Origin of the sequence: Streptomyces sp. A0958, from assembly GCF_004795035.1 — a bacterium.
Taxonomy (GTDB): Bacteria; Actinomycetota; Actinomycetes; order Streptomycetales; family Streptomycetaceae; genus Streptomyces.
The window spans coordinates 41064-59572 of record NZ_SSBK01000016.1 but is presented as its reverse complement, the minus strand read 5'-3'; the positions used below and the strand labels follow the sequence as shown (position 1 = coordinate 59572).

Below are 18509 nucleotides of genomic sequence, written 5' to 3'. Positions count from 1 at the left end.
GCGGGTGCCCGGTCTGACACGATGACCGCATGCGGAACGATCACTCCACGCCGGGGGGCTCGCGCCTCGGTGCCCTGGTCCGGCGGCTGCATCCGCTGGACTGGCTGGCGGGCGGGCTGCTCCTGGTCGGTGTGATCGCCGCGGCGACCGGGCTGCTGCCCGCCGGTCCGGCGCAGGACCAGATGCGGCGCGTCGGGCCGCTGCTGGCGTTCCTGGCCACCGTGATCGTGCTGGCGGAGCTGGCGGGCCGGGCCCAGGTCTTCGACGTGGTCGCGGCCTGGGTGGCCCGGGCGGGCCGGGGCCGCTATCCGCTGCTGTTCGGGCTGTGCGTGGCGTTCGCCTCGCTCACCACGATCACCCTGAACCTGGACACCACGGCCGTCCTGCTCACGCCGGTGATGCTGGCGCTGGCCGGCCGGGTGGGCATCGCGGCGGTGCCGCTCGCCATGACGACGGTGTGGCTGGCCAACACCGCGAGCCTGCTGCTGCCGGTGTCGAACCTGACCAACCTGCTGGCGGCGGACCGGGTGGCGCTGACGCCCACCGGGCTCGCGGCCGTGATGTGGCTGCCGCAGCTGGCCGCGATCGGGATGACGGCGCTGTGCCTGTGGGTGTTCTACTGGCGCCGCGGTCGGCGGGGCTCCGACACGTACACCCCGCCGCCGGTGCCCTCCCCCGACGACCGGGTGCTGCTGGGCGTCTGCTCGGTGGCGTGCGCCGGGTTCCTGCTGGCGATCCTGGTCGTGGACGTGCCGCTGTGGGCGGCCTCGCTGGTGGCGATGGCGGTCGTGGTGGCGGCCTACGCGGTGCGGCGCCGCGAGGAGCTGCGCCTGTCGCTGGTGCCGTGGCGGCTGCTGGTCCTGGTGCCCGGGATGTTCCTGGTGGTGGAGACGGTCGACGCGCACGGGCTGCACGAGCTGCTGGTACGGGCGGTCGGCTCGGACGACGGCTTCGCGGGCATGCTGCGTACGGCCGGGGTCGGCGCCGGGCTCGCCAACGTACTCAACAACCTTCCGGCGTACGTGGCGGGCGAGGCGGTCGTCCCGGCGGGCAACCACCACCAGCTGCTCGCCCTGCTGGTCGGGGTCAACGCGGGGCCGCTCGTCGCCCCGTGGGGATCGCTGGCGACGCTGCTGTGGTTCGAGCGGTGCCGGTGGCAGGGGACGCGCATCGGTGTACGGCGCTTCGCGCTGACCGGTCTGGTGCTGGCGGTGGGGGCGACGGGCGCCGCGACCTGTGCGCTGGCCCTGACCGTCTGAGGCCGGGCGCCGGCTGCCCCCGGACGCGCCACGGCGCCTGCCGAATCGTCCGGTCGGGGACGGGCAGGCGCCGCGTTCAGTTCCGTACGCCGTTGTACGGGACGTCTGTGTGCCGTGTCAGACCGTCAGGGAACGGTCCGTCGGGCGGATCGGGGCCGGCAGTGCGCTGGCTCCGGTCAGGAAGCGGTCCACGCCGCTTGCCGCGGAGCGGCCCTCGGCGATGGCCCACACGATGAGGGACTGGCCGCGGCCCGCGTCTCCGGCGACGAAGACGCCGTCGACGTTGGTGGCGTAGTCCTCGTCACGGGCGATGTTGCCCCGTGCGTCGAGTTCCAGACCGAACTGCTGGACCAGGCCGTTGGCCTGGTCGGTGCCGGTGAAGCCCATCGCGAGCGTGACCAGTTGCGCGGGGATGGTCCGCTCGGTGCCGGGCTTCTGCTCCAGCTTACCGTCCTTGAACTCCACCTCGACAAGGTGGAGGGCCTGGACGTTGCCGTCCGCGTCGCCCTCGAAGTGCGTGGTCGAGACGGAGTAGACCCTCTCGCCGCCCTCCTCGTGCGCGGAGGTGACCTTGTAGAGCATGGGGAAGGTCGGCCAGGGCTGGTTGGCGTTCCGTTCCTCGCCCGGCCGGGGCATGATCTCCAGCTGGGTGACGGACAGGGCGCCCTGGCGGTGCGCGGTGCCGACGCAGTCGGCGCCGGTGTCGCCGCCGCCGATGACGACGACGTGCTTGCCCTCGGCGGTGATCGGGGAGACCGTCAGGTCGCCCTCCCGCACCTTGTTGGCGAGCGGCAGGTACTCCATCGCGAAGTGCACGCCGTTCAGCTCACGGCCCGGGACGGGCAGGTCGCGCGAGACGGTGGCACCGGCGGCGATGACCACGGCGTCGTAGCGGCGGCGCAGCTTCGCGGCGTCGATGTCCCGGCCGATCTCGGTCTCGGTGCGGAACTTGGTGCCCTCCGCGCGCATCTGCTCGATGCGGCGGTTGATGTGCGACTTCTCCATCTTGAACTCGGGGATGCCGTAGCGGAGGAGTCCGCCGATGCGGTCCGCGCGCTCGTAGACGGCGACCGTGTGACCGGCCCGGGTCAGCTGCTGGGCGGCGGCGAGTCCGGCCGGTCCCGAGCCGATGACGGCGACGGTCTTGCCGGAGAGGCGCTCGGGCGGCTGCGGGGTGACGTCACCGCTGTCCCACGCCTTGTCGATGATCGAGACCTCGACGTTCTTGATGGTGACGGCCGGCTGGTTGATGCCGAGCACGCACGCCGACTCGCAGGGGGCCGGGCACAGCCGCCCGGTGAACTCCGGGAAGTTGTTCGTGGCGTGCAGCCGCTCGGACGCGGCGGACCAGTCCTCGCGGTAGGCGTAGTCGTTCCACTCGGGGATGAGGTTTCCGAGCGGGCAGCCGTTGTGGCAGAACGGGATGCCGCAGTCCATGCAGCGGCCGGCCTGCTTGCTGATGACCGGGAGCAGCGAGCCGGGAACGTAGACCTCGTTCCAGTCCTTGACGCGCTCGCTCACCGGGCGGGTCCGGGCGACCTCGCGGCCGGTGGTCAGGAAGCCCTTGGGGTCAGCCATTGGTCGCCGCCTCCATCATCTTCTCGGTGGTCTCCTGCTCGGAGAGACCGGCGAGCTCAGCGGCGTCCTTGGCGGCGAGCACTGCCTTGTAGGTGGACGGGATGATCTTGCTGAAGCGGGCCACCGCGGTGTCCCACTCGGCGAGGAGCTTCCCTGCGACGGTGGAGCCGGTCTCCTCCTGGTGGCGGCGCACGACGTCGTGCAGCCACTGCTCGTCGGTGTCGGTGAGCTCCTCGACGGCGCCGAGGTTGCCGGCGTTGACGTTGTCGCGGTTCAGGTCGATGACGTATGCGACGCCGCCGGACATGCCGGCCGCGAAGTTGCGTCCGGTCTCGCCGAGGACGACGGCGTGGCCGCCGGTCATGTACTCGCAGCCGTGGTCGCCCACGCCCTCGGAGACGACGGTGGCGCCGGAGTTGCGGACGCAGAACCGCTCGCCGGTGCGGCCGCGCAGGAACAGTTCGCCGCCGGTGGCGCCGTAGGCGATGGTGTTGCCCGCGATGGTGGAGTACTCGGCGAGGTGGTCGGCGCCGCGGTCCGGGCGGACGATGACGCGGCCGCCGGACAGGCCCTTGCCGACGTAGTCGTTGGCGTCGCCCTCCAGGCGCAGGGTGATGCCGCTCGGCAGGAAGGCGCCGAAGGACTGGCCGGCGGAGCCGGTGAAGGTGACGTCGATGGTGTCCTCGGGCAGGCCCGCACCGCCGAACTTCTTCGTCACCTCGTGGCCGAGCATGGTGCCGACCGTCCGGTTGATGTTGCGGACGGCGATCTGCGCGCGGACCGGCTGGGCGGCCTCGGGGCTGTCGGCCTCGATGGCGTCGGCGGCGAGCTTGATCAGCTCGTTGTCGAGGGCCCTGGCCAGGCCGTGGTCCTGCTCGGTGTTCCGGTACCGGACCGCGCCTTCGGGCAGTTCGGGGACGTGGAACAGCGGTGTGAGGTCCAGGCCCTGCGCCTTCCAGTGCGTGATGGCCCGGTCGGTGTCGAGCAGTTCGGCGTGGCCGACGGCCTCCTCGATCGTACGGAAGCCGAGTTCGGCGAGGAGTTCGCGGACCTCCTGGGCGATGAACTCGAAGAAGTTGACGACGTACTCGGCCTTGCCGGAGAAGCGACTCCGCAGGACCGGGTTCTGGGTGGCGATGCCGACGGGGCAGGTGTCGAGGTGGCAGACGCGCATCATGACGCAGCCGGAGACGACGAGCGGGGCGGTCGCGAAACCGAACTCCTCGGCGCCCAGCAGTGCGGCGATGACGACGTCGCGGCCGGTCTTGAGCTGGCCGTCGGTCTGCACGACGATGCGGTCGCGCAGGCCGTTGAGCAGCAGCGTCTGCTGGGTCTCGGCGAGGCCCAGCTCCCAGGGGCCGCCCGCGTGCTTGAGCGAGGTGAGCGGGGAGGCGCCCGTACCGCCGTCGTGGCCGGAGATGAGGACGACGTCCGCGTGGGCCTTGGAGACACCGGCGGCGACCGTGCCGACGCCGACCTCGGAGACCAGCTTCACGTGGATGCGGGCCGCCGGGTTGGCGTTCTTGAGGTCGTGGATCAGCTGAGCCAGGTCCTCGATGGAGTAGATGTCGTGGTGCGGCGGCGGGGAGATGAGGCCGACGCCCGGGGTGGAGTGCCGGGTCTTGGCGACCCAGGGGTAGACCTTGTGGCCGGGCAGCTGGCCGCCCTCTCCGGGCTTGGCGCCCTGGGCCATCTTGATCTGGATGTCGTCCGCGTTGACCAGGTACTCGCTGGTGACACCGAAGCGGCCGGAGGCGACCTGCTTGATGGACGAGCGGCGGGCCGGGTCGTAGAGGCGGTCGGCGTCCTCGCCGCCCTCGCCGGTGTTGGACTTGCCGCCCAGCTGGTTCATGGCGATGGCGAGGGTTTCGTGCGCCTCGCGGGAGATCGAGCCGTAGGACATGGCGCCGGTGGAGAAGCGCTTGACGATGTCCGCGACGGACTCGACCTCGTCGATGTCGATCGCCTGGCGGTCCGACGTGAAGCCGAACAGGCCGCGCAGCGTCATCAGCCGCTCGGACTGCTCGTTCACCCGGTCCGTGTACTCCTTGAAGATGTCGTACCGGCGGTTGCGGGTGGCGTGCTGGAGGCGGAAGACGGTCTCCGGGTCGAACAGGTGCGGCTCGCCCTCGCGGCGCCACTGGTACTCGCCGCCGATCTCCAGCGCGCGGTGCGAGGCGGAGATGCCGGAGGCGGGGTAGCCCTTGGTGTGCCGGGCGGCGACCTCCTTGGCGATGACGTCGAGCCCGGCGCCGCCGATCTTGGTGGCGGTGCCGTTGAAGTACCGGTCGACGAAGGCCCGGTCGAGGCCGACGGCCTCGAAGACCTGGGCGCCCCGGTAGGAGGCGACGGTGGAGATGCCCATCTTGGACATGACCTTCAGGACGCCCTTGCCCAGGGCGTGGATGAGGTTGCGGATGGCCTGCTCGGCCTCGATCCCCTCGATGAAGGTGCCGGCGCGGACCAGGTCCTCGACGGACTCCATGGCCAGGTACGGGTTGACCGCGGCGGCGCCGTAGCCGATCAGCAGGGCGACGTGGTGGACCTCGCGGACGTCACCGGCCTCGACCAGCAGGCCCACCTGGGTGCGCTGCTTGGTGCGGATGAGGTGGTGGTGGACGGCCGAGGTGAGCAGCAGCGAGGGGATCGGCGCGTGCTCGGCGTCGGAGTGCCGGTCGGACAGGACGATCAGGCGGGCGCCGTCCTCGATGGCGGCGTCGACCTCGGTGCAGATCTCGTCGATCCGCGCGGCCAGCGCCTCGCCGCCGCCGCTCACCCGGTAGAGGCCGGAGAGCGTGGCGGCCTTCATGCCCGGCATGTCGCCGTCGGCGTTGATGTGGATGAGCTTGGCCAGCTCGTCGTTGTCGATCACCGGGAAGGGCAGCGCGACGCTGCGGCAGGAGGCGGCGTTCGGCTCCAGGAGGTTGCCCGAGGGGCCCAGCGTGGAGCGCAGCGAGGTGACCAGCTCCTCGCGGATGGCGTCCAGCGGCGGGTTGGTGACCTGCGCGAACAGCTGGGTGAAGTAGTCGAAGAGCAGCCGGGGGCGGGCCGAGAGCGCGGCGATGGGCGAGTCGGTGCCCATGGAGCCCAGCGGCTCGCCGGCGGTGCGGGCCATCGGGGCGAGGATGACGCGCAGCTCTTCCTCGGTGTAGCCGAAGGTCTGCTGGCGGCGGGTGACGGAGGCGTGCGTGTGCACGATGTGCTCCCGCTCGGGGAGGTCCTCCAGCTCGATCTCGCCGGTCTCCAGCCACTCCTGGTAGGGGTGCTCGGCGGCGAGGGACGCCTTGATCTCGTCGTCCTCGACGATGCGGTGCTCGGCGGTGTCGACGAGGAACATGCGGCCGGGCTGCAGGCGGCCCTTGCGGACGACCTTGGCGGGGTCGATGTCCAGGACGCCGACCTCGGAGGAGAGCACGACGAGGCCGTCGTCGGTGACCCAGTAGCGGCCGGGGCGCAGGCCGTTGCGGTCGAGGACCGCGCCGACCTGGACGCCGTCGGTGAAGGTGACGCAGGCCGGGCCGTCCCAGGGCTCCATCATCGCGGAGTGGTACTGGTAGAAGGCGCGGCGGGCCGGGTCCATGGAGTCGTGGTTCTCCCACGCCTCGGGGACCATCATCAGCACCGAGTGCGGCAGCGAGCGGCCGCCGAGGTGGAGCAGCTCCAGGACCTCGTCGAAGGAGGCGGAGTCGGAGGCGTCGGGGGTGCAGACGGGGAAGAGCCGGTCGAGCGGCGCGTCGCCGAAGAGGCCGGAGGCGAGCTGGGACTCGCGGGCCTTCATCCAGTTGCGGTTGCCCTTGACCGTGTTGATCTCGCCGTTGTGCGCGACGAAACGGTACGGGTGTGCGAGCGGCCAGCTCGGGAAGGTGTTCGTCGAGAAGCGCGAGTGGACCAGTGCGACCGCGGTGGCGAAGCGGGGGTCGGAGAGGTCGGGGAAGAAGGGTTCCAGTTGCCCGGTGGTGAGCATTCCCTTGTAGACGATCGTGCGGGCGGAGAGCGACGGGAAGTAGACCCCGGCCTCGCGCTCCGCGCGCTTGCGCAGCACGAAGGCCTTGCGGTCCAGGGCGATGCCGGTGATCTCGCCTCCCCCGGACTCCGTCCGGGAGGCGCCGCCGGCGACGAACAGCTGGCGAAACTCGGGCATGGTGGCGCGGGCGCCGTTGCCGAGGATGCCGGGGGTGACCGGGACCTGGCGCCAGCCGAGGACGTTCAGGCCCTCCTCGCCGGCGATCCGTTCCAGGGCGGCGACGGCCGCGGTGGAGTCGTCGGCGGGCAGGAAGGCGATGCCGACGGCGTAGGCACCGGCGTCGGGGAGGGCGAAGGGGGCCTCGGCGCGCAGGAAGGCGTCGGGCACCTGGAGCAGGATTCCGGCACCGTCACCGGAGTCGGGCTCCGATCCGGTGGCGCCGCGGTGTTCGAGGTTGCGCAGGACGGTCAGCGCCTGCTCGACCATCTCGTGGCCGGGCACACCGGTCAGTGTGGCTACGAAGCCCACGCCACAGGCGTCGTGCTCGTTGCGGGGGTCGTACATCCCCTGCGGGGCGGGGCGACCGTCCATGGGCGACCAGGCGTCGGTGCGCATCGGCTCTCCCGTCGTCGTCGTGGCATATGCGTTGCCGAGGGACGACGTTGGCCCTCTGCGAAAAGTTGATGCAGATTACATGATGGGTCGCTTCTCACAAAGCGGATGGATCGATCCAACATACGGACACCGTCGATGACGGTGGGAGGGGTCGCTGTCGGAGGATCGGCGCCCGGGACCCGCGGAGCACAGGCCTCGTTGCCTATGGCGTCTACGGCTCTTGCCCGGTGGGAGAGAAAGCGAAACCGCCGGGTAATGGCTACTTATGTGCAGCCCTGCATAGGGACTCATTTTACGACGTGTGTGGCCGCCCCGCCCAGTGGCGCGGACCAAGACGTACGTCACACGGACGGCACACAGGGAAACGGGCCGATCGCGTGACCGCGGGCCGCCTCAGCCCCCGACGGCCACACCGAACAGCGAGCCCAGACCGTAGGTGATCGCGGCGGCCGCACCGCCGAGCGCCAGCTGCCGCAGACCGCTGAACCACCAGCTGCGGGCCGTGACCCGGGCCACCACCGCGCCGCAGCCGAACAGCCCGGCCAGGGCGAGCAGCACGGCCGGCCACAGCGTGTCCGCGCCGAGCAGGTAGGGCAGCAGGGGCAGCAGGGCGCCCAGCGCGAAGGCGCCGAACGAGGAGACGGCGGCCACCAGCGGGGAGGGCAGGTCGCCGGGGTCGATGCCCAGCTCCTCGCGGGCGTGTATTTCGAGCGCCTGCTCCGGGTCGCGCGAGAGCTGCCGGGCGACCTCACGGGCGAGCATGGGTTCCACCCCCCGGGTCACGTAGAGCTCGGCCAGCTCCCGTTCCTCGTCCACGGGGTGCTTGCGCAGCTCCCGCCGCTCGACGTCCAGCTCCGCCTCGACCAGCTCGCGCTGGGAGGCAACGGAGGTGTACTCGCCGGCCGCCATGGAGAAGGCACCGGCGGCGAGACCGGCCAGACCGGTGATCACGATGGTGCGGTGCGAGACGGCGCCGCCCGCGACACCGGTCATCAGGGCCAGGTTCGAGACGAGCCCGTCCATCGCACCGAAGACCGCGGGACGCAGCCAGCCGCCGTTGACATCACGGTGGGTGTGGTTGTCCCGGTGCGCCTCGTGCAGTACGGCGTCGGTCTCGATGATGGCCACAGCTGTCCCTCTCCCCTTCTCCGGGACCGGAATTCACCCGCTCCGCCCCCGCTCGACACCATCGAAAGTACGCACGAAAAACGGCCCCCGCCAGCAAGGCAGGCCGTACTTACCACCCTGCGTAACCGGATAGGTACGGCTTGCCTTGCTGTCCGGAGGGGTTCATCCGAGTGGCCCTTTTGTGGCGATTACCGGCCTTCGTACCGGCTCCGCGTGGCACAGATCCCACAGGGACGAGAACTGGCTCGGTACGAGCGAAGGGTCGACGCGATGGAGACGGTCGCAGGAAATCCGACGGCACCGCGGGCGGGCGGCACACGGACGGCCCGGTCTCCGGCCGACCCGGACCGGGGCGGGCCCGGCGACCGGGCCAGGGGCGCGCTGCTCGGCCTCGCGGTCGGCGACGCGCTCGGCGCCCCGGCGGAGAACATGCGGCCGTCCGAGATCCGCCGCCGCTGGGGCCGGATCGAGGGCTTCGTCAGCGACGACCCGGCGGGCACCGACGACACCGAGTACGCGATCTTCTCCGGGCTGCTGCTGGCCCGGCACGGTTCGGCGCTCACCGTCACCCACGTGGAGCGGGCCTGGCGGCTGTGGATCGCGGACCTGGACGAGGGGCCGTTCCGGGGCGCCGGGTTCAGCGAGCGCGGCACGCTGGAGAACCTGCGCCGGGGCCTGGCCGCCCCCATCTCCGCCCAGCACCGGCACGCCTGGAGCGACGGCCTGGCGATGCGGGCCGCGCCCTTCGGCGTCTTCGCGGCCGGGCGCCCCGCCGAGGCGGCCCGACTGGTGGCGGTCGACGGCCGGGTCAGCCACGAGGGCGAGGGCATCTACGGCGGCCAGGCGGTGGCCGCCGGGGTGGCGGCCGCGATGACCGGGGCCGGGGTCACCTCCGTGATCGCCGCCGCGCTCTCCGTCGTCCCCATGGACTCCTGGACGGCCCGCTCGCTGCGCCGCGCGGTGGCGGCGGCGCGGCGCCCGTACCCCGACCGGCTCACCGGGGAACGCGCGGTGCGCTCGGCGGTGGTGGTCGGCGGCTACCCGTGGACGGACCTGGCGCCGGAGGCGGTGGGCCTGGCGTTCGGCGCGTTCGCGGCGGCGCGCGGCGACTTCCGTACGGCGGTGCTGACGGCGGTCAACATGGGCCGGGACGCCGATACGACGGCCGCGGTGGCGGGGGCGCTCGCCGGGGCGCTGCACGGGGCGTCGGCCGTCCCGCGCGTCTGGGCGGACGCGATCGGCCCGGTGCGCGGGAGCTGCCTGCCCTCGATGCGCGGCTACCACGTCCTGGACATCGCGGATCTGCTCGCGCCGGACGGGGCGCGAAGAGAGACGGGCGGCGAGGGCCCCCAGCGGCCGGACGCCCCGGCGGTGCGGCGGTGAGCGGCGTGCGGCGGGCCCGGATCGAGGGGCTGCTGATCGGGCTGGCCGCAGGGGACGCGGCGGGGTGGCCGGCCGCGCGGCACCGGGCGGCCCGGATGCCGGAGTGGACCCGGCGCCTGACCCGCGAACTGGACACCTTCGCCGAGCAGAACGCGACGACCACGCTGCCCGTGCCCATCGCGCTCAACCAGCCGCCCGAGCCGCTGCGGCTCGGCCCGTCCGACGACGCCGAATGGGCGGCGTTCGCGGCGGGGACCGTGCTCGCCTCGGCCACCGGCCCCTGGGGCGGCCTCGACCCGGGCCGCCGGATGCGGGCCGCCGTGGACAGCGCCTGGAACGCCCTGGCCGCCGAGGTCGCCGCTGCCGCCGCCCGGGCGCCCGAGGTCGAGTCGGCGGTGCTGCCGCTGCGCGCCCGGATCTCGGTACGCGCCGGACTCGGCAACCTCGCCGCCGGACTCCGCCCGCCCGCCACCGGCCACGACAACCCGCACTACTTCGACGACGCGGCGTGCGTACGGGCGGCCGTGCTCGCCGTCGTACACCCCGGGGACCCGGTCGCGGCGGCCGGCCTCGCGGAGTTCGACGCGCGCTACACGCAGGACGGCGACGGGGTGCACGGGGCGCGGGCCATGGCCGCCGCGAGTGCCGAGGCGCTGGGTGGGGCGGATGTCGACACCGCGGTGAACGCCGCGCTCGCCCAGCTCCCCGACGGCACCGAGATCGCCCGCAACGCGGCCCACGCGGTCCGGATCGCCCGGGAGTTCGCCGGTGAGCGGGCCGGTGCGTTCGCCCTGGTCCCCGTGTTGGAGCACCAGATCGTGGACCACGTCTACAGCTACGGGATCGCCGCCGCCGAGACCGTCCCGGTCGCCCTGGCGCTGGCCACCGCGGCCCGGGGCGACCTCGCGCAGGCGGTGCCCGCCGCGGCCTGCCTGTCCCGGGTCGCGGACTCGGCGCCCGCCCTGGCCGGGGCGCTGACCGGCGCGCTGGGGTCGCTCGGCTCCGTGCCCGACGGCTGGCGCGAGGCGTGCCGGACGCTGGCCGGGTGCGCGCTGCCCCGTCTCGCGGACACGGATCTGATCGAACTCGCCGGGCTGCTGGCAGACACGGAACCGGCACTCGCGGGTGGACAATTCGGACATGACATCCACAGTGCCCCTGGCGCCCGCGACGCCCGCGTCCCCCACGACACCCACGCTCGATGAACGGATCGCGGGCGCCCTCGTCGGCGCCGCGGTCGGCGACGCGCTCGGCGGCCCGGTCGAGGGCCGCCCCCCGGAGCAGATCGTCGCGCGCCACGGCGGCCGGGTCACCGGTGTCGTCGGCCCGTGGGACGGCGACGACTGGCGCACCGCCCGCCCGATCGCCCCGTACCACAAGGGGGATGGCCACGTCACCGACGACACATTGATGACCCATGCGCTGGTGCGGGTGTACGGGAAGGTGCGCGGCCATCTCGACGCGTACGCAGTGGCCGACCACCTCGTACCGGAGCTGATCGGCCGGCCGCGCTGGATTCCGGAGCTGGAGGCCGAGGCGCTGCCGCTCCAGCGGGTCTTCCTCGCCGAGAAGTGGATCGTCGCCCGGCTGCACTACGGGCACGTCGACCCGCGCGAGGCGGGCTGCGGAAACATCGTCAACTGCGGGGCGGCGATGTACATGGCGCCGGTCGGCCTGGTGAACGCCGCCCATCCGCACGCCGCGTACGCCGAGGCGCTCGATGTGGCGGGCGCCCATCAGGCCAGTTACGGCAGGGAGGCGGCGGGCGTCTTCGCGGCGGCCGTCGCCGCGGCCTGCGCGCCCTGGGCGACGCCCGCCACGGTCGTGGAGACCTGCCTGTCGCTGGCCAAGGACGGCACCCGGGCCGCCATCGAGGCCGTCTGCGAAACCGCCGCCCGCTACCAGGACTTCGAACCGGCGCTCGGCCCGCTGCGGGAGGCCGTCGCCCCCTTCGACACCGTCGGCCCCGACTACCGCGCCCCCTCGCTCGGCGCCCGCCGCCCGTCACGGCTGCACGCCATCGAGGAACTTCCCGTCGCGCTCGGCATGCTGCTCGTCGCCGGCGGGGACTACAGGCGGGCGGTGCTCGGTTCGGTCAACTACGGGCGCGACTGCGACTCGATCGCCACCATGAGCGGCGCGCTCGCGGGCGCCCTGCACGGCGAGCGGGCCGTCCCCGCCGACTGGACGGCAACGGTGGCCGAGGCCAGCCGCCTCGATCTGCACGCCCCGGCCCGGACCCTGGCGGAGGTGGCCCGCGAGGTGTTCGCACAGGACACCGCCCGCCGCCGGGCCCACGAGGCCGCCTTCGCCGCGCTGGCGGGCACACCGTGACCACGGCGGTGCGTGTGACCTGGGTGCAGCCGGAGGACCTGGTGGGCCACGAGCTGCGGCAGGCCGCCGAGGACGGGCGCGACGCACGCGACATCGCACGCCGGTGGTACGAGGCCGGCGGCTCCCCCGCCCCGGAGCGCGCCGGCGCCTCCACCCCCGGCGCCCCGCCCGGGCTGCGCGCGGTCGCCGAGCGGCTGCTGGACGAACTCGCCCTGCTGGAGTCCCCGTCGGCGGACGACGAACCGACCAGCCTGGACGCGATCCGGGCCGCCTGCCCGCAGTGGCCGTATCCCCGGGCCGGGCAGGCGGCGGCCGGCCGCGAACGGCTGCACGCGGCGTGGCTGGGGCGCGCCGCCGGCTGCCTGCTGGGCAAACCGGTCGAGAAGCTGCCGCTGGAGGGCATCCGCGCCCTCGCCCGCGCCACCGGGAACTGGCCGCTGAACACCTGGTTCACCGCCCGGGGCCTGCCCCCGGCACTGGCCGCCACCTACCCGTGGAACCGGCGCTCCGCGGCCACCTCGCTGGCCGAGAACATCGACGGGATGCCCGAGGACGACGACCTGAACCACCCGCTGCTCACCCTGCTGCTGCTCCAGCGGCACGGCAGGTCGTTCACCACCGCCGACCTGGCCCGGCTGTGGCTGGACGAGCTTCCGGCAGGGCGTACGTTCACCGCCGAGCGGGTCGCGTACCGCAATCTGCTCGACGGTGTGGAGCCGCCGGACACCGCCCGCCACCGCAACCCGTTCCGGGAGTGGATCGGGGCGCAGATCCGGGCCGACGTGCACGGCTGGACCCGCCCCGGCGACCCGGCCGGGGCGGCGGAGCAGGCGTACCGCGACGCGGTCCTCACCCACACCGGCAACGGCGTCTACGGTGCGATGTTCACGGCGGCGGCCCTGGCCGAGGCCGCCGCCGGCGAGACCGATGTGCACGGCTGCCTGGCCACCGGCCTGCGGGTGGTGCCGCCGCGCTCGCGGTACGCCCGCGCGGTACGGGACGGCATCGCGGCCGCCCGCGATGAGAAGGACTTCGACACGGTCGTCGACCGGCTGCACGCGGCGTACGGCAGGTATCACTGGGTGCATGTGCTGCCCAACGCGGCCCTGCTGGCCGCCGCCCTCACCCATGCCGACGGCGACTTCACCGGTTCCGTCTGCCGGGCGGTGTCCGGCGGCTGGGACACCGACTCCAACGGCGCGACCGCCGGTTCGCTCGCCGGACTGCTCTCCGGGCGTCCCGACGCGCTGCCCGACCGGTGGACCACCCCGCTCAAGAACCGGCTCGCCACATCCGTCCCCGGTTTCGACTCGGCCGGCTTCGACACCCTGGCCGACCTGACCCACCGGCTCACCCACGAGGAGGCACTCCGCCCATGACCAGAGTCGCGGTGCTCGGCAGCACCAATATGGATCTTGTGGCCTACGTCGACCGGGCCCCGGAGCGCGGCCAAACCGTCACCGGCCGGGAGTTCCGCACCATCCCCGGCGGCAAGGGCGCCAACCAGGCCGTCGCCGCGGCCCGTGCGGGCGGTGAGGTGCTGATGATCGGAGCGGTCGGCAACGACGAGTACGGCGTACGGATGCGGGAAAGCCTGGAGCACTCGGGCGTCGACACCGATCTGCTGCACACCGCCGAGGGCCCCAGCGGCACCGCGCACATCGTGGTCGACGCCGAGGGCTCCAACGCGATCGTGGTCGTCCCCGGCGCCAACGGCACCGTCACCTCGCTCGGCCCGGGCGAGATCGCCGCCATCGCCGAAGCCGATCTGCTGCTGCTCCAGCTGGAACTGCCGCTGTCCGCCGTGACCGAGGGGGCCAGGGCCGCCCACGCCCAGGGCGTACGGACCCTGCTCACCCCCTCCCCCGTGCAGCCGCTGCCCGCCGAACTCTTCGACTGCGTGGACCTGCTCGTTCCCAACGAGCACGAGGCGGCCGAGCTGTCCGGCCACGACGACCCGTACGCGGCGGCGGAGATCCTGCTCAGCCAGGTGCCCGCGGTGCTCATCACGCTCGGCGCGAAGGGCTGCCTGTACGCGGCCCGGGGCGGCCGGACCACCCACTTCCCGGCCCCGGGCGTCACCGCCGTCGACACCACCGGAGCCGGGGACACCTTCGTCGGCACGCTCGCCGTGGCGCTCGGCGAGGGGCGCCCGGTGCCGCAGGCCATCGCCTGGGCCTCGGCGGCCGCCGCGCTGTGCGTACAGAAACCGGGCGCCTCGGTCTCCATGCCGTACCGCAGCGAAATCGACGCCGCGTGAACGCCCCGGAGGCGGCGCCGCTGACCGGGCTGCGCGTCGTCGACCTCGCCACCCTCTTCGCGGGCCCGCTCTGCGCGACGATGCTCGGTGACTTCGGCGCCGAGGTGATCAAGGTCGAGCATCCGACCCGCCCCGATCCGTCCCGGGGCCACGGGCCCGCGAAGGACGGCATCGGCCTGTGGTGGAAGCTGCTCGGCCGCAACAAACGCAACCTGACGCTGGACCTGTCCTGCCCGGACGGCCGCGATCTGCTGCTGCGGCTCGCCGCCGGCACCGATGTGATCATCGAGAACTTCCGGCCGGGGACGCTGGAGCGCTGGGGGCTCGGACCGGAGGAGCTGCACGCCGTCAACCCGCGCCTTGTGCTGGTCCGCGTCACCGGCTTCGGCCAGTTCGGTCCGTACGCCCACCGGCCCGGCTTCGGGACGCTCGCCGAGGCGATGAGCGGCTTCGCGGCGATCACCGGGGAGCCGGACGGGCCGCCGACGCTGCCGCCGTTCGGGCTGGCCGACTCGATCGCGGCGCTCGCCACCGCGTTCGCGGTGATGGCCGCACTGGCCGGCCGGGACCGCACCGGCGAGGGCCAGGTGGTCGACATGGCGATCATCGAGCCGATCCTGACCGTGCTCGGCCCGCAGCCGCTCTGGTACGACCAGCTCGGATACGTACAGCCGCGCACCGGCAACCGTTCGCGCAACAACGCCCCGCGCAACACCTACCGCACCTCGGACGGGCAGTGGGTGGCCGTCTCCACCTCCGCGCAGTCCGTCGCGGAACGGGTGATGCGCCTGGTGGGGCGGGCGGACCTGATCGACGAGCCGTGGTTCGCCTCCGGCGCCACCCGTGCCGAGCACAGCGACGAGCTGGACGAGGCGGTCGGCCGCTGGATCGCCCGGCACACCCGGGATGACGCGCTCTCCGCGTTCGAGAAGGCGGAGGCCGCCATCGCGCCCATCCACGACGTCCGGGACGTGATGGAGGACCCGCAGTACCGGGCCCTGGACTCCGTCACCGAGGTGGACGACCCGGAGCTGGGCCCGCTGCGGATGCAGAACGTCCTCTTCCGGCTCTCCCGCACCCCGGGGGCCATCCGCTGGGCGGGCCGCCCGCACGGGGCCGACACCGAGGAGATCCTCACCGAGCTGGGGCTGAGCGGCCCGGAGATCTCGGCGCTGCGGGCGGAGCGGGTGCTGTGAGCGCGCCGGCCCCGCTCACCCTGCTGTACGTGCCCGGGGACCGGCCCGACGTGATCCGCAAGGCGGCGGTGTCGGGGGCGGACGTGGTGATCGTCGACCTGGAGGACGCGGTCGCCCCCGACCGCAAGGAGTACGCGCGCTCGGCGACGGCGGAGCTCCTGTCCGACCCGCCCTCCGCCACGGCGGTGCCGGTCCACGTCCGGGTCAACGACGAGGCGGACGTCCTGGCCCTGGCGGGGCTGCCGGGTCTCGGCGGGCTGCGGCTGCCGAAGATCACCCACGCCGCGTCCGTCCACCACATCGCGGCGCTGGCCCCCGGGGTCGCCCTCTGCCCGCTGCTGGAGTCCGCCCTCGGCATCGAGCACGCGTACTCGGTGGCCTCCGCCCATCCCCAGGTCCGCGCCATCGCCCTGGGCGAGGCGGACCTGAGGGCCGATCTGGGCGTACGGGAGGACGCGGGGCTCGACTGGTCGCGCAGCCGGGTGGTGGTCGCCGCCCGCGCGGCCGGCCTGGCACCGCCCGCCCAGTCGGTCTTCCCGGACGTCCGGGACCTGGACGGCCTGTTGTCCTCGTGCGCCCACGGCCGGGCGCTGGGCTTCCTCGGCCGGGCGGCGATCCATCCCCGGCAGCTCCCGGTGATCGAGCGGGCGTTCCGGCCGACACCGCGGGAGGTCGAGGCGGCCTGGCAGATCGTGGAGGCGGCCCGCTCCCAGGCAGGAGCCCAGGCCCTTCCGGACGGCCGCTTCGTGGACGCGGCGGTGGTTGCGCAAGCGCAACGAACGCTCGCGCTGGCCAAACCAAGCCCGTCCGGCGATTGAGGACACCGCACAACGGTGAGGGCCGCCGAGAATCTCGGCGGCCCTCACTCAGCTTGCGCGACGTCAGCCCTTGGCCGCCTCTGCCGTCCCGTCCGCCTTCGGCGCATCCGCAGCCGCATCCGCGTCCGCAGCCTCGACAGGCTCGTCCGCCTCGACCGCATCCGCCTTCTCCGAGCCCTCCGGCGCCTCCGGCGCCCCGGGCTCGACAACCTCCTCGCGCCCCGGCCGGACCTTCGCCGAGACCACGATGTACGTCACCGCCAGCACGAACACGATCAGCGCGGTCCACACGTTCAGCCGCAGGCCCAGGATGTGATGGGCCTCGTCCACGCGCATGTACTCGATCCACGCGCGCCCCGCGCAGTACGCCGCGACGTACAGCGCGAACGCCCGCCCGTGCCCGAGCTTGAAGCGGCGGTCGGCCCAGACCACCAGGAGCGCCACGCCGATGCACCACAGCGACTCGTACAGGAAGGTCGGGTGGTAGGTGCCCGCCACCCGGTTGGGGCCCTCGCTGATCTTCAACGCCCACGGGACGTCGGTCGCCCTGCCGTACAGCTCCTGGTTGAACCAGTTGCCCCAGCGGCCGCAGGCCTGGGCCAGGGCGATGCCGGGGGCGAGCGCGTCGGCCCAGGCGGGCAGCGGAATCCCGCGGCGGCGGCAGCCGATCCAGGCACCGACCGCGCCCAGCGCGATCGCACCCCAGATACCGAGGCCGCCCTGCCAGATCTTGAAGGCGTCGACCCAGTTCTCACCGTCGCTGAAGTACAGCTGGTAGTCGGTGATGACGTGGTAGAGCCGGCCTCCGACAAGCCCGAAGGGCACGGCCCAGACGGCGATGTCGGCAACGGTGCCGGCAGTGCCTCCTCGGGCGACCCAGCGCTTGTTGCCGAACCAGACGGCGACGAAGACACCGATGATGATGCAGAACGCGTAGCCGCGGAGCGGGATCGGTCCGAGATCGATCACGCCGGTCGACGGGCTGGGAATGTAGGCAAGGTCCATGACAGCGTCGACGCTACCTTGCCGGGCGGGAGGTACGGCAACCCGCCCGGCAACTTCTGGGTAACGAGCGGGTCATCGGTTCCCCCGACCGGCCCTGTGGCAAGGCCGGCGACAAGCCCTACGGCGCGGGCGTCGCGGTGCCCGGCTTCTTGCCCTTGTTGGCCTCGGCGACCCACTTCTTCAGGTTGGCCACGCTGATCGCCTCGTCGCCCTTCTTCGGGAAGATCGACTCCCCGTTGAGCAGCGCTGTGGGCGTGCCCTGGAAGCCGCCGTCGCGGAAGGCCTTGTTCGACTTCTCGACCCAGGCGTCGTGCTTGCCGTCCTCGACGCAACTGCGGAATCCGGGGGTGTCGAGCCCGTCGACCTTCTTGGCGAGATCGATCAGCTTGGCGTTGTCACCGAAGGCGTCGTCGGTCTCCTGCGGCTGGTTGCGGTACAGCACGTCGTGGTACGCGGAGAACTTGCCGGCGTCCTGCGCGCAGGCCGCCGCGTTGGCCGCCTTGAGCGAGCCGCTGCCCCCCATGTTGCCGTCGATGATCGTGGCCAGGTGGTAGTCGACCTTGAGCTGCCCCTTCCGCTCCAGATCCTGGATCGTGTCGCGGAACGCGTTCTCGAACTGGGCGCAGACCGGGCAGCGGAAGTCCTCCCAGATGGTGAGGGTGGACGGGGCGTCGTCCGCGCCGACCCGGACCGCCAGGGCGTCCTTGCCGGTCGCGCCCGACGGCGCCACGGCGGGGCCGGACGCCTTGGACTTGTCGCTCTTGCCGTCGGTGTTCGCCGCGATCACGCCGATGACGGCGGCCAGCCCCAGGACCCCCACCACCGCCGTGGACACGATCAGCGTCCGGCGGCGGCGGTCGCGCGCCTTCGCCTGCTCGCGCTGCTGGATCAGCCGGTCTCGCGCGGCCCTCTTACCCTGTTCGTTCTTCTCGCTCACACCGCAGCAACGACCCGGGGAGGCACTCGCGT

The 18509-nt window shown here is 73.0% G+C and carries 13 protein-coding genes; 8 read left to right on the top strand and 5 right to left on the bottom strand.

Annotation, left to right across the window (positions count from 1 at the left end):
- The first annotated feature begins 29 nt into the window (after positions 1-29).
- A complete protein-coding gene (locus E6P78_RS17835; RefSeq protein WP_136204591.1) occupies positions 30-1259 on the top strand; it encodes an SLC13 family permease in 1230 nt (409 codons plus the stop codon).
- A gap of 117 nt (positions 1260-1376) precedes the next feature.
- On the opposite strand, the gene E6P78_RS17830 is transcribed toward E6P78_RS17835, so the two are convergent.
- The 3 genes from E6P78_RS17830 to E6P78_RS17820 all read right to left on the bottom strand — a co-directional run bounded on the left by E6P78_RS17830 (position 1377) and on the right by E6P78_RS17820 (position 8544).
- Entirely contained in the window at positions 1377-2837 is a 1461-nt protein-coding gene (locus E6P78_RS17830) for a glutamate synthase subunit beta (RefSeq protein WP_136204590.1), read from the bottom strand.
- Positions 2830-7416: a glutamate synthase large subunit gene (gene gltB, locus E6P78_RS17825; protein ID WP_136204589.1), complete on the bottom strand. Its 4587-nt coding sequence runs from the start codon at positions 7414-7416 to the stop codon at positions 2830-2832. Before gltB ends, E6P78_RS17830 begins: the two co-directional genes overlap by 8 nt.
- Positions 7417-7809: 393 nt before the next feature.
- Positions 7810-8544 (bottom strand): VIT1/CCC1 transporter family protein, encoded by a 735-nt coding sequence (locus tag E6P78_RS17820; protein ID WP_136204588.1) that lies wholly within the window; start codon positions 8542-8544, stop codon positions 7810-7812.
- Positions 8545-8814: 270 nt separating this feature from the next.
- Here E6P78_RS17820 and E6P78_RS17815 point away from each other — a divergent pair, with 270 nt between their 5' ends.
- The 7 genes from E6P78_RS17815 to E6P78_RS17785 are packed head-to-tail and all read left to right on the top strand — an operon-like array spanning position 8815 to position 16535.
- Complete coding sequence (locus E6P78_RS17815; RefSeq protein WP_136204648.1) at positions 8815-9927, top strand: ADP-ribosylglycohydrolase family protein; 1113 nt, start codon at positions 8815-8817, stop codon at positions 9925-9927.
- The gene (locus E6P78_RS17810; protein ID WP_136204587.1) at positions 9924-11132 is read left to right on the top strand and encodes an ADP-ribosylglycohydrolase family protein; all 1209 of its coding nucleotides are present in this window, start codon (positions 9924-9926) and stop codon (positions 11130-11132) included. Before E6P78_RS17815 ends, E6P78_RS17810 begins: the two co-directional genes overlap by 4 nt.
- A complete protein-coding gene (locus E6P78_RS17805) occupies positions 11068-12261 on the top strand; it encodes an ADP-ribosylglycohydrolase family protein (RefSeq protein WP_136204586.1) in 1194 nt (397 codons plus the stop codon). The genes E6P78_RS17810 and E6P78_RS17805 overlap by 65 nt, the downstream gene beginning before the upstream one ends.
- Entirely contained in the window at positions 12258-13640 is a 1383-nt protein-coding gene (locus E6P78_RS17800; protein ID WP_136204585.1) for an ADP-ribosylglycohydrolase family protein, read from the top strand. Before E6P78_RS17805 ends, E6P78_RS17800 begins: the two co-directional genes overlap by 4 nt.
- Positions 13637-14521: a ribokinase gene (gene rbsK / locus E6P78_RS17795; protein ID WP_136204584.1), complete on the top strand. Its 885-nt coding sequence runs from the start codon at positions 13637-13639 to the stop codon at positions 14519-14521. Before E6P78_RS17800 ends, rbsK begins: the two co-directional genes overlap by 4 nt.
- On the top strand, positions 14518-15717 hold the full coding sequence (locus E6P78_RS17790) for a CoA transferase (RefSeq protein ID WP_136204583.1): 1200 nt from the start codon (positions 14518-14520) through the stop codon (positions 15715-15717). Before rbsK ends, E6P78_RS17790 begins: the two co-directional genes overlap by 4 nt.
- The gene (locus tag E6P78_RS17785) at positions 15714-16535 is read left to right on the top strand and encodes a CoA ester lyase (RefSeq protein WP_136204582.1); all 822 of its coding nucleotides are present in this window, start codon (positions 15714-15716) and stop codon (positions 16533-16535) included. Before E6P78_RS17790 ends, E6P78_RS17785 begins: the two co-directional genes overlap by 4 nt.
- A gap of 63 nt (positions 16536-16598) precedes the next feature.
- Here the strand turns inward: E6P78_RS17785 and lgt are convergent, their stop codons facing one another.
- Complete coding sequence (lgt, locus tag E6P78_RS17780; RefSeq protein ID WP_136204581.1) at positions 16599-17540, bottom strand: prolipoprotein diacylglyceryl transferase; 942 nt, start codon at positions 17538-17540, stop codon at positions 16599-16601.
- A 118-nt stretch (positions 17541-17658) separates the two neighbouring features.
- Positions 17659-18477 carry a thioredoxin domain-containing protein gene (locus E6P78_RS17775; protein ID WP_136204580.1) on the bottom strand — a complete coding sequence of 273 codons (819 nt, stop codon included), beginning with the start codon at positions 18475-18477 and terminating at the stop codon, positions 17659-17661.
- Positions 18478-18509 lie beyond the last annotated feature (32 nt).

Coding starts and splice junctions, on each gene's coding strand:
- E6P78_RS17835 (WP_136204591.1), top strand. CDS start 30: ATGCGGAACGATCACTCCACGCCGGGGGGCTCGCGCCTCGGTGCCCTG.
- E6P78_RS17830 (WP_136204590.1), bottom strand. CDS start 2,837: ATGGCTGACCCCAAGGGCTTCCTGACCACCGGCCGCGAGGTCGCCCGG.
- gltB (WP_136204589.1), bottom strand. CDS start 7,416: ATGCGCACCGACGCCTGGTCGCCCATGGACGGTCGCCCCGCCCCGCAG.
- E6P78_RS17815 (WP_136204648.1), top strand. CDS start 8,815: ATGGAGACGGTCGCAGGAAATCCGACGGCACCGCGGGCGGGCGGCACA.
- E6P78_RS17805 (WP_136204586.1), top strand. CDS start 11,068: ATGACATCCACAGTGCCCCTGGCGCCCGCGACGCCCGCGTCCCCCACG.
- rbsK (WP_136204584.1), top strand. CDS start 13,637: ATGACCAGAGTCGCGGTGCTCGGCAGCACCAATATGGATCTTGTGGCC.
- lgt (WP_136204581.1), bottom strand. CDS start 17,540: ATGGACCTTGCCTACATTCCCAGCCCGTCGACCGGCGTGATCGATCTC.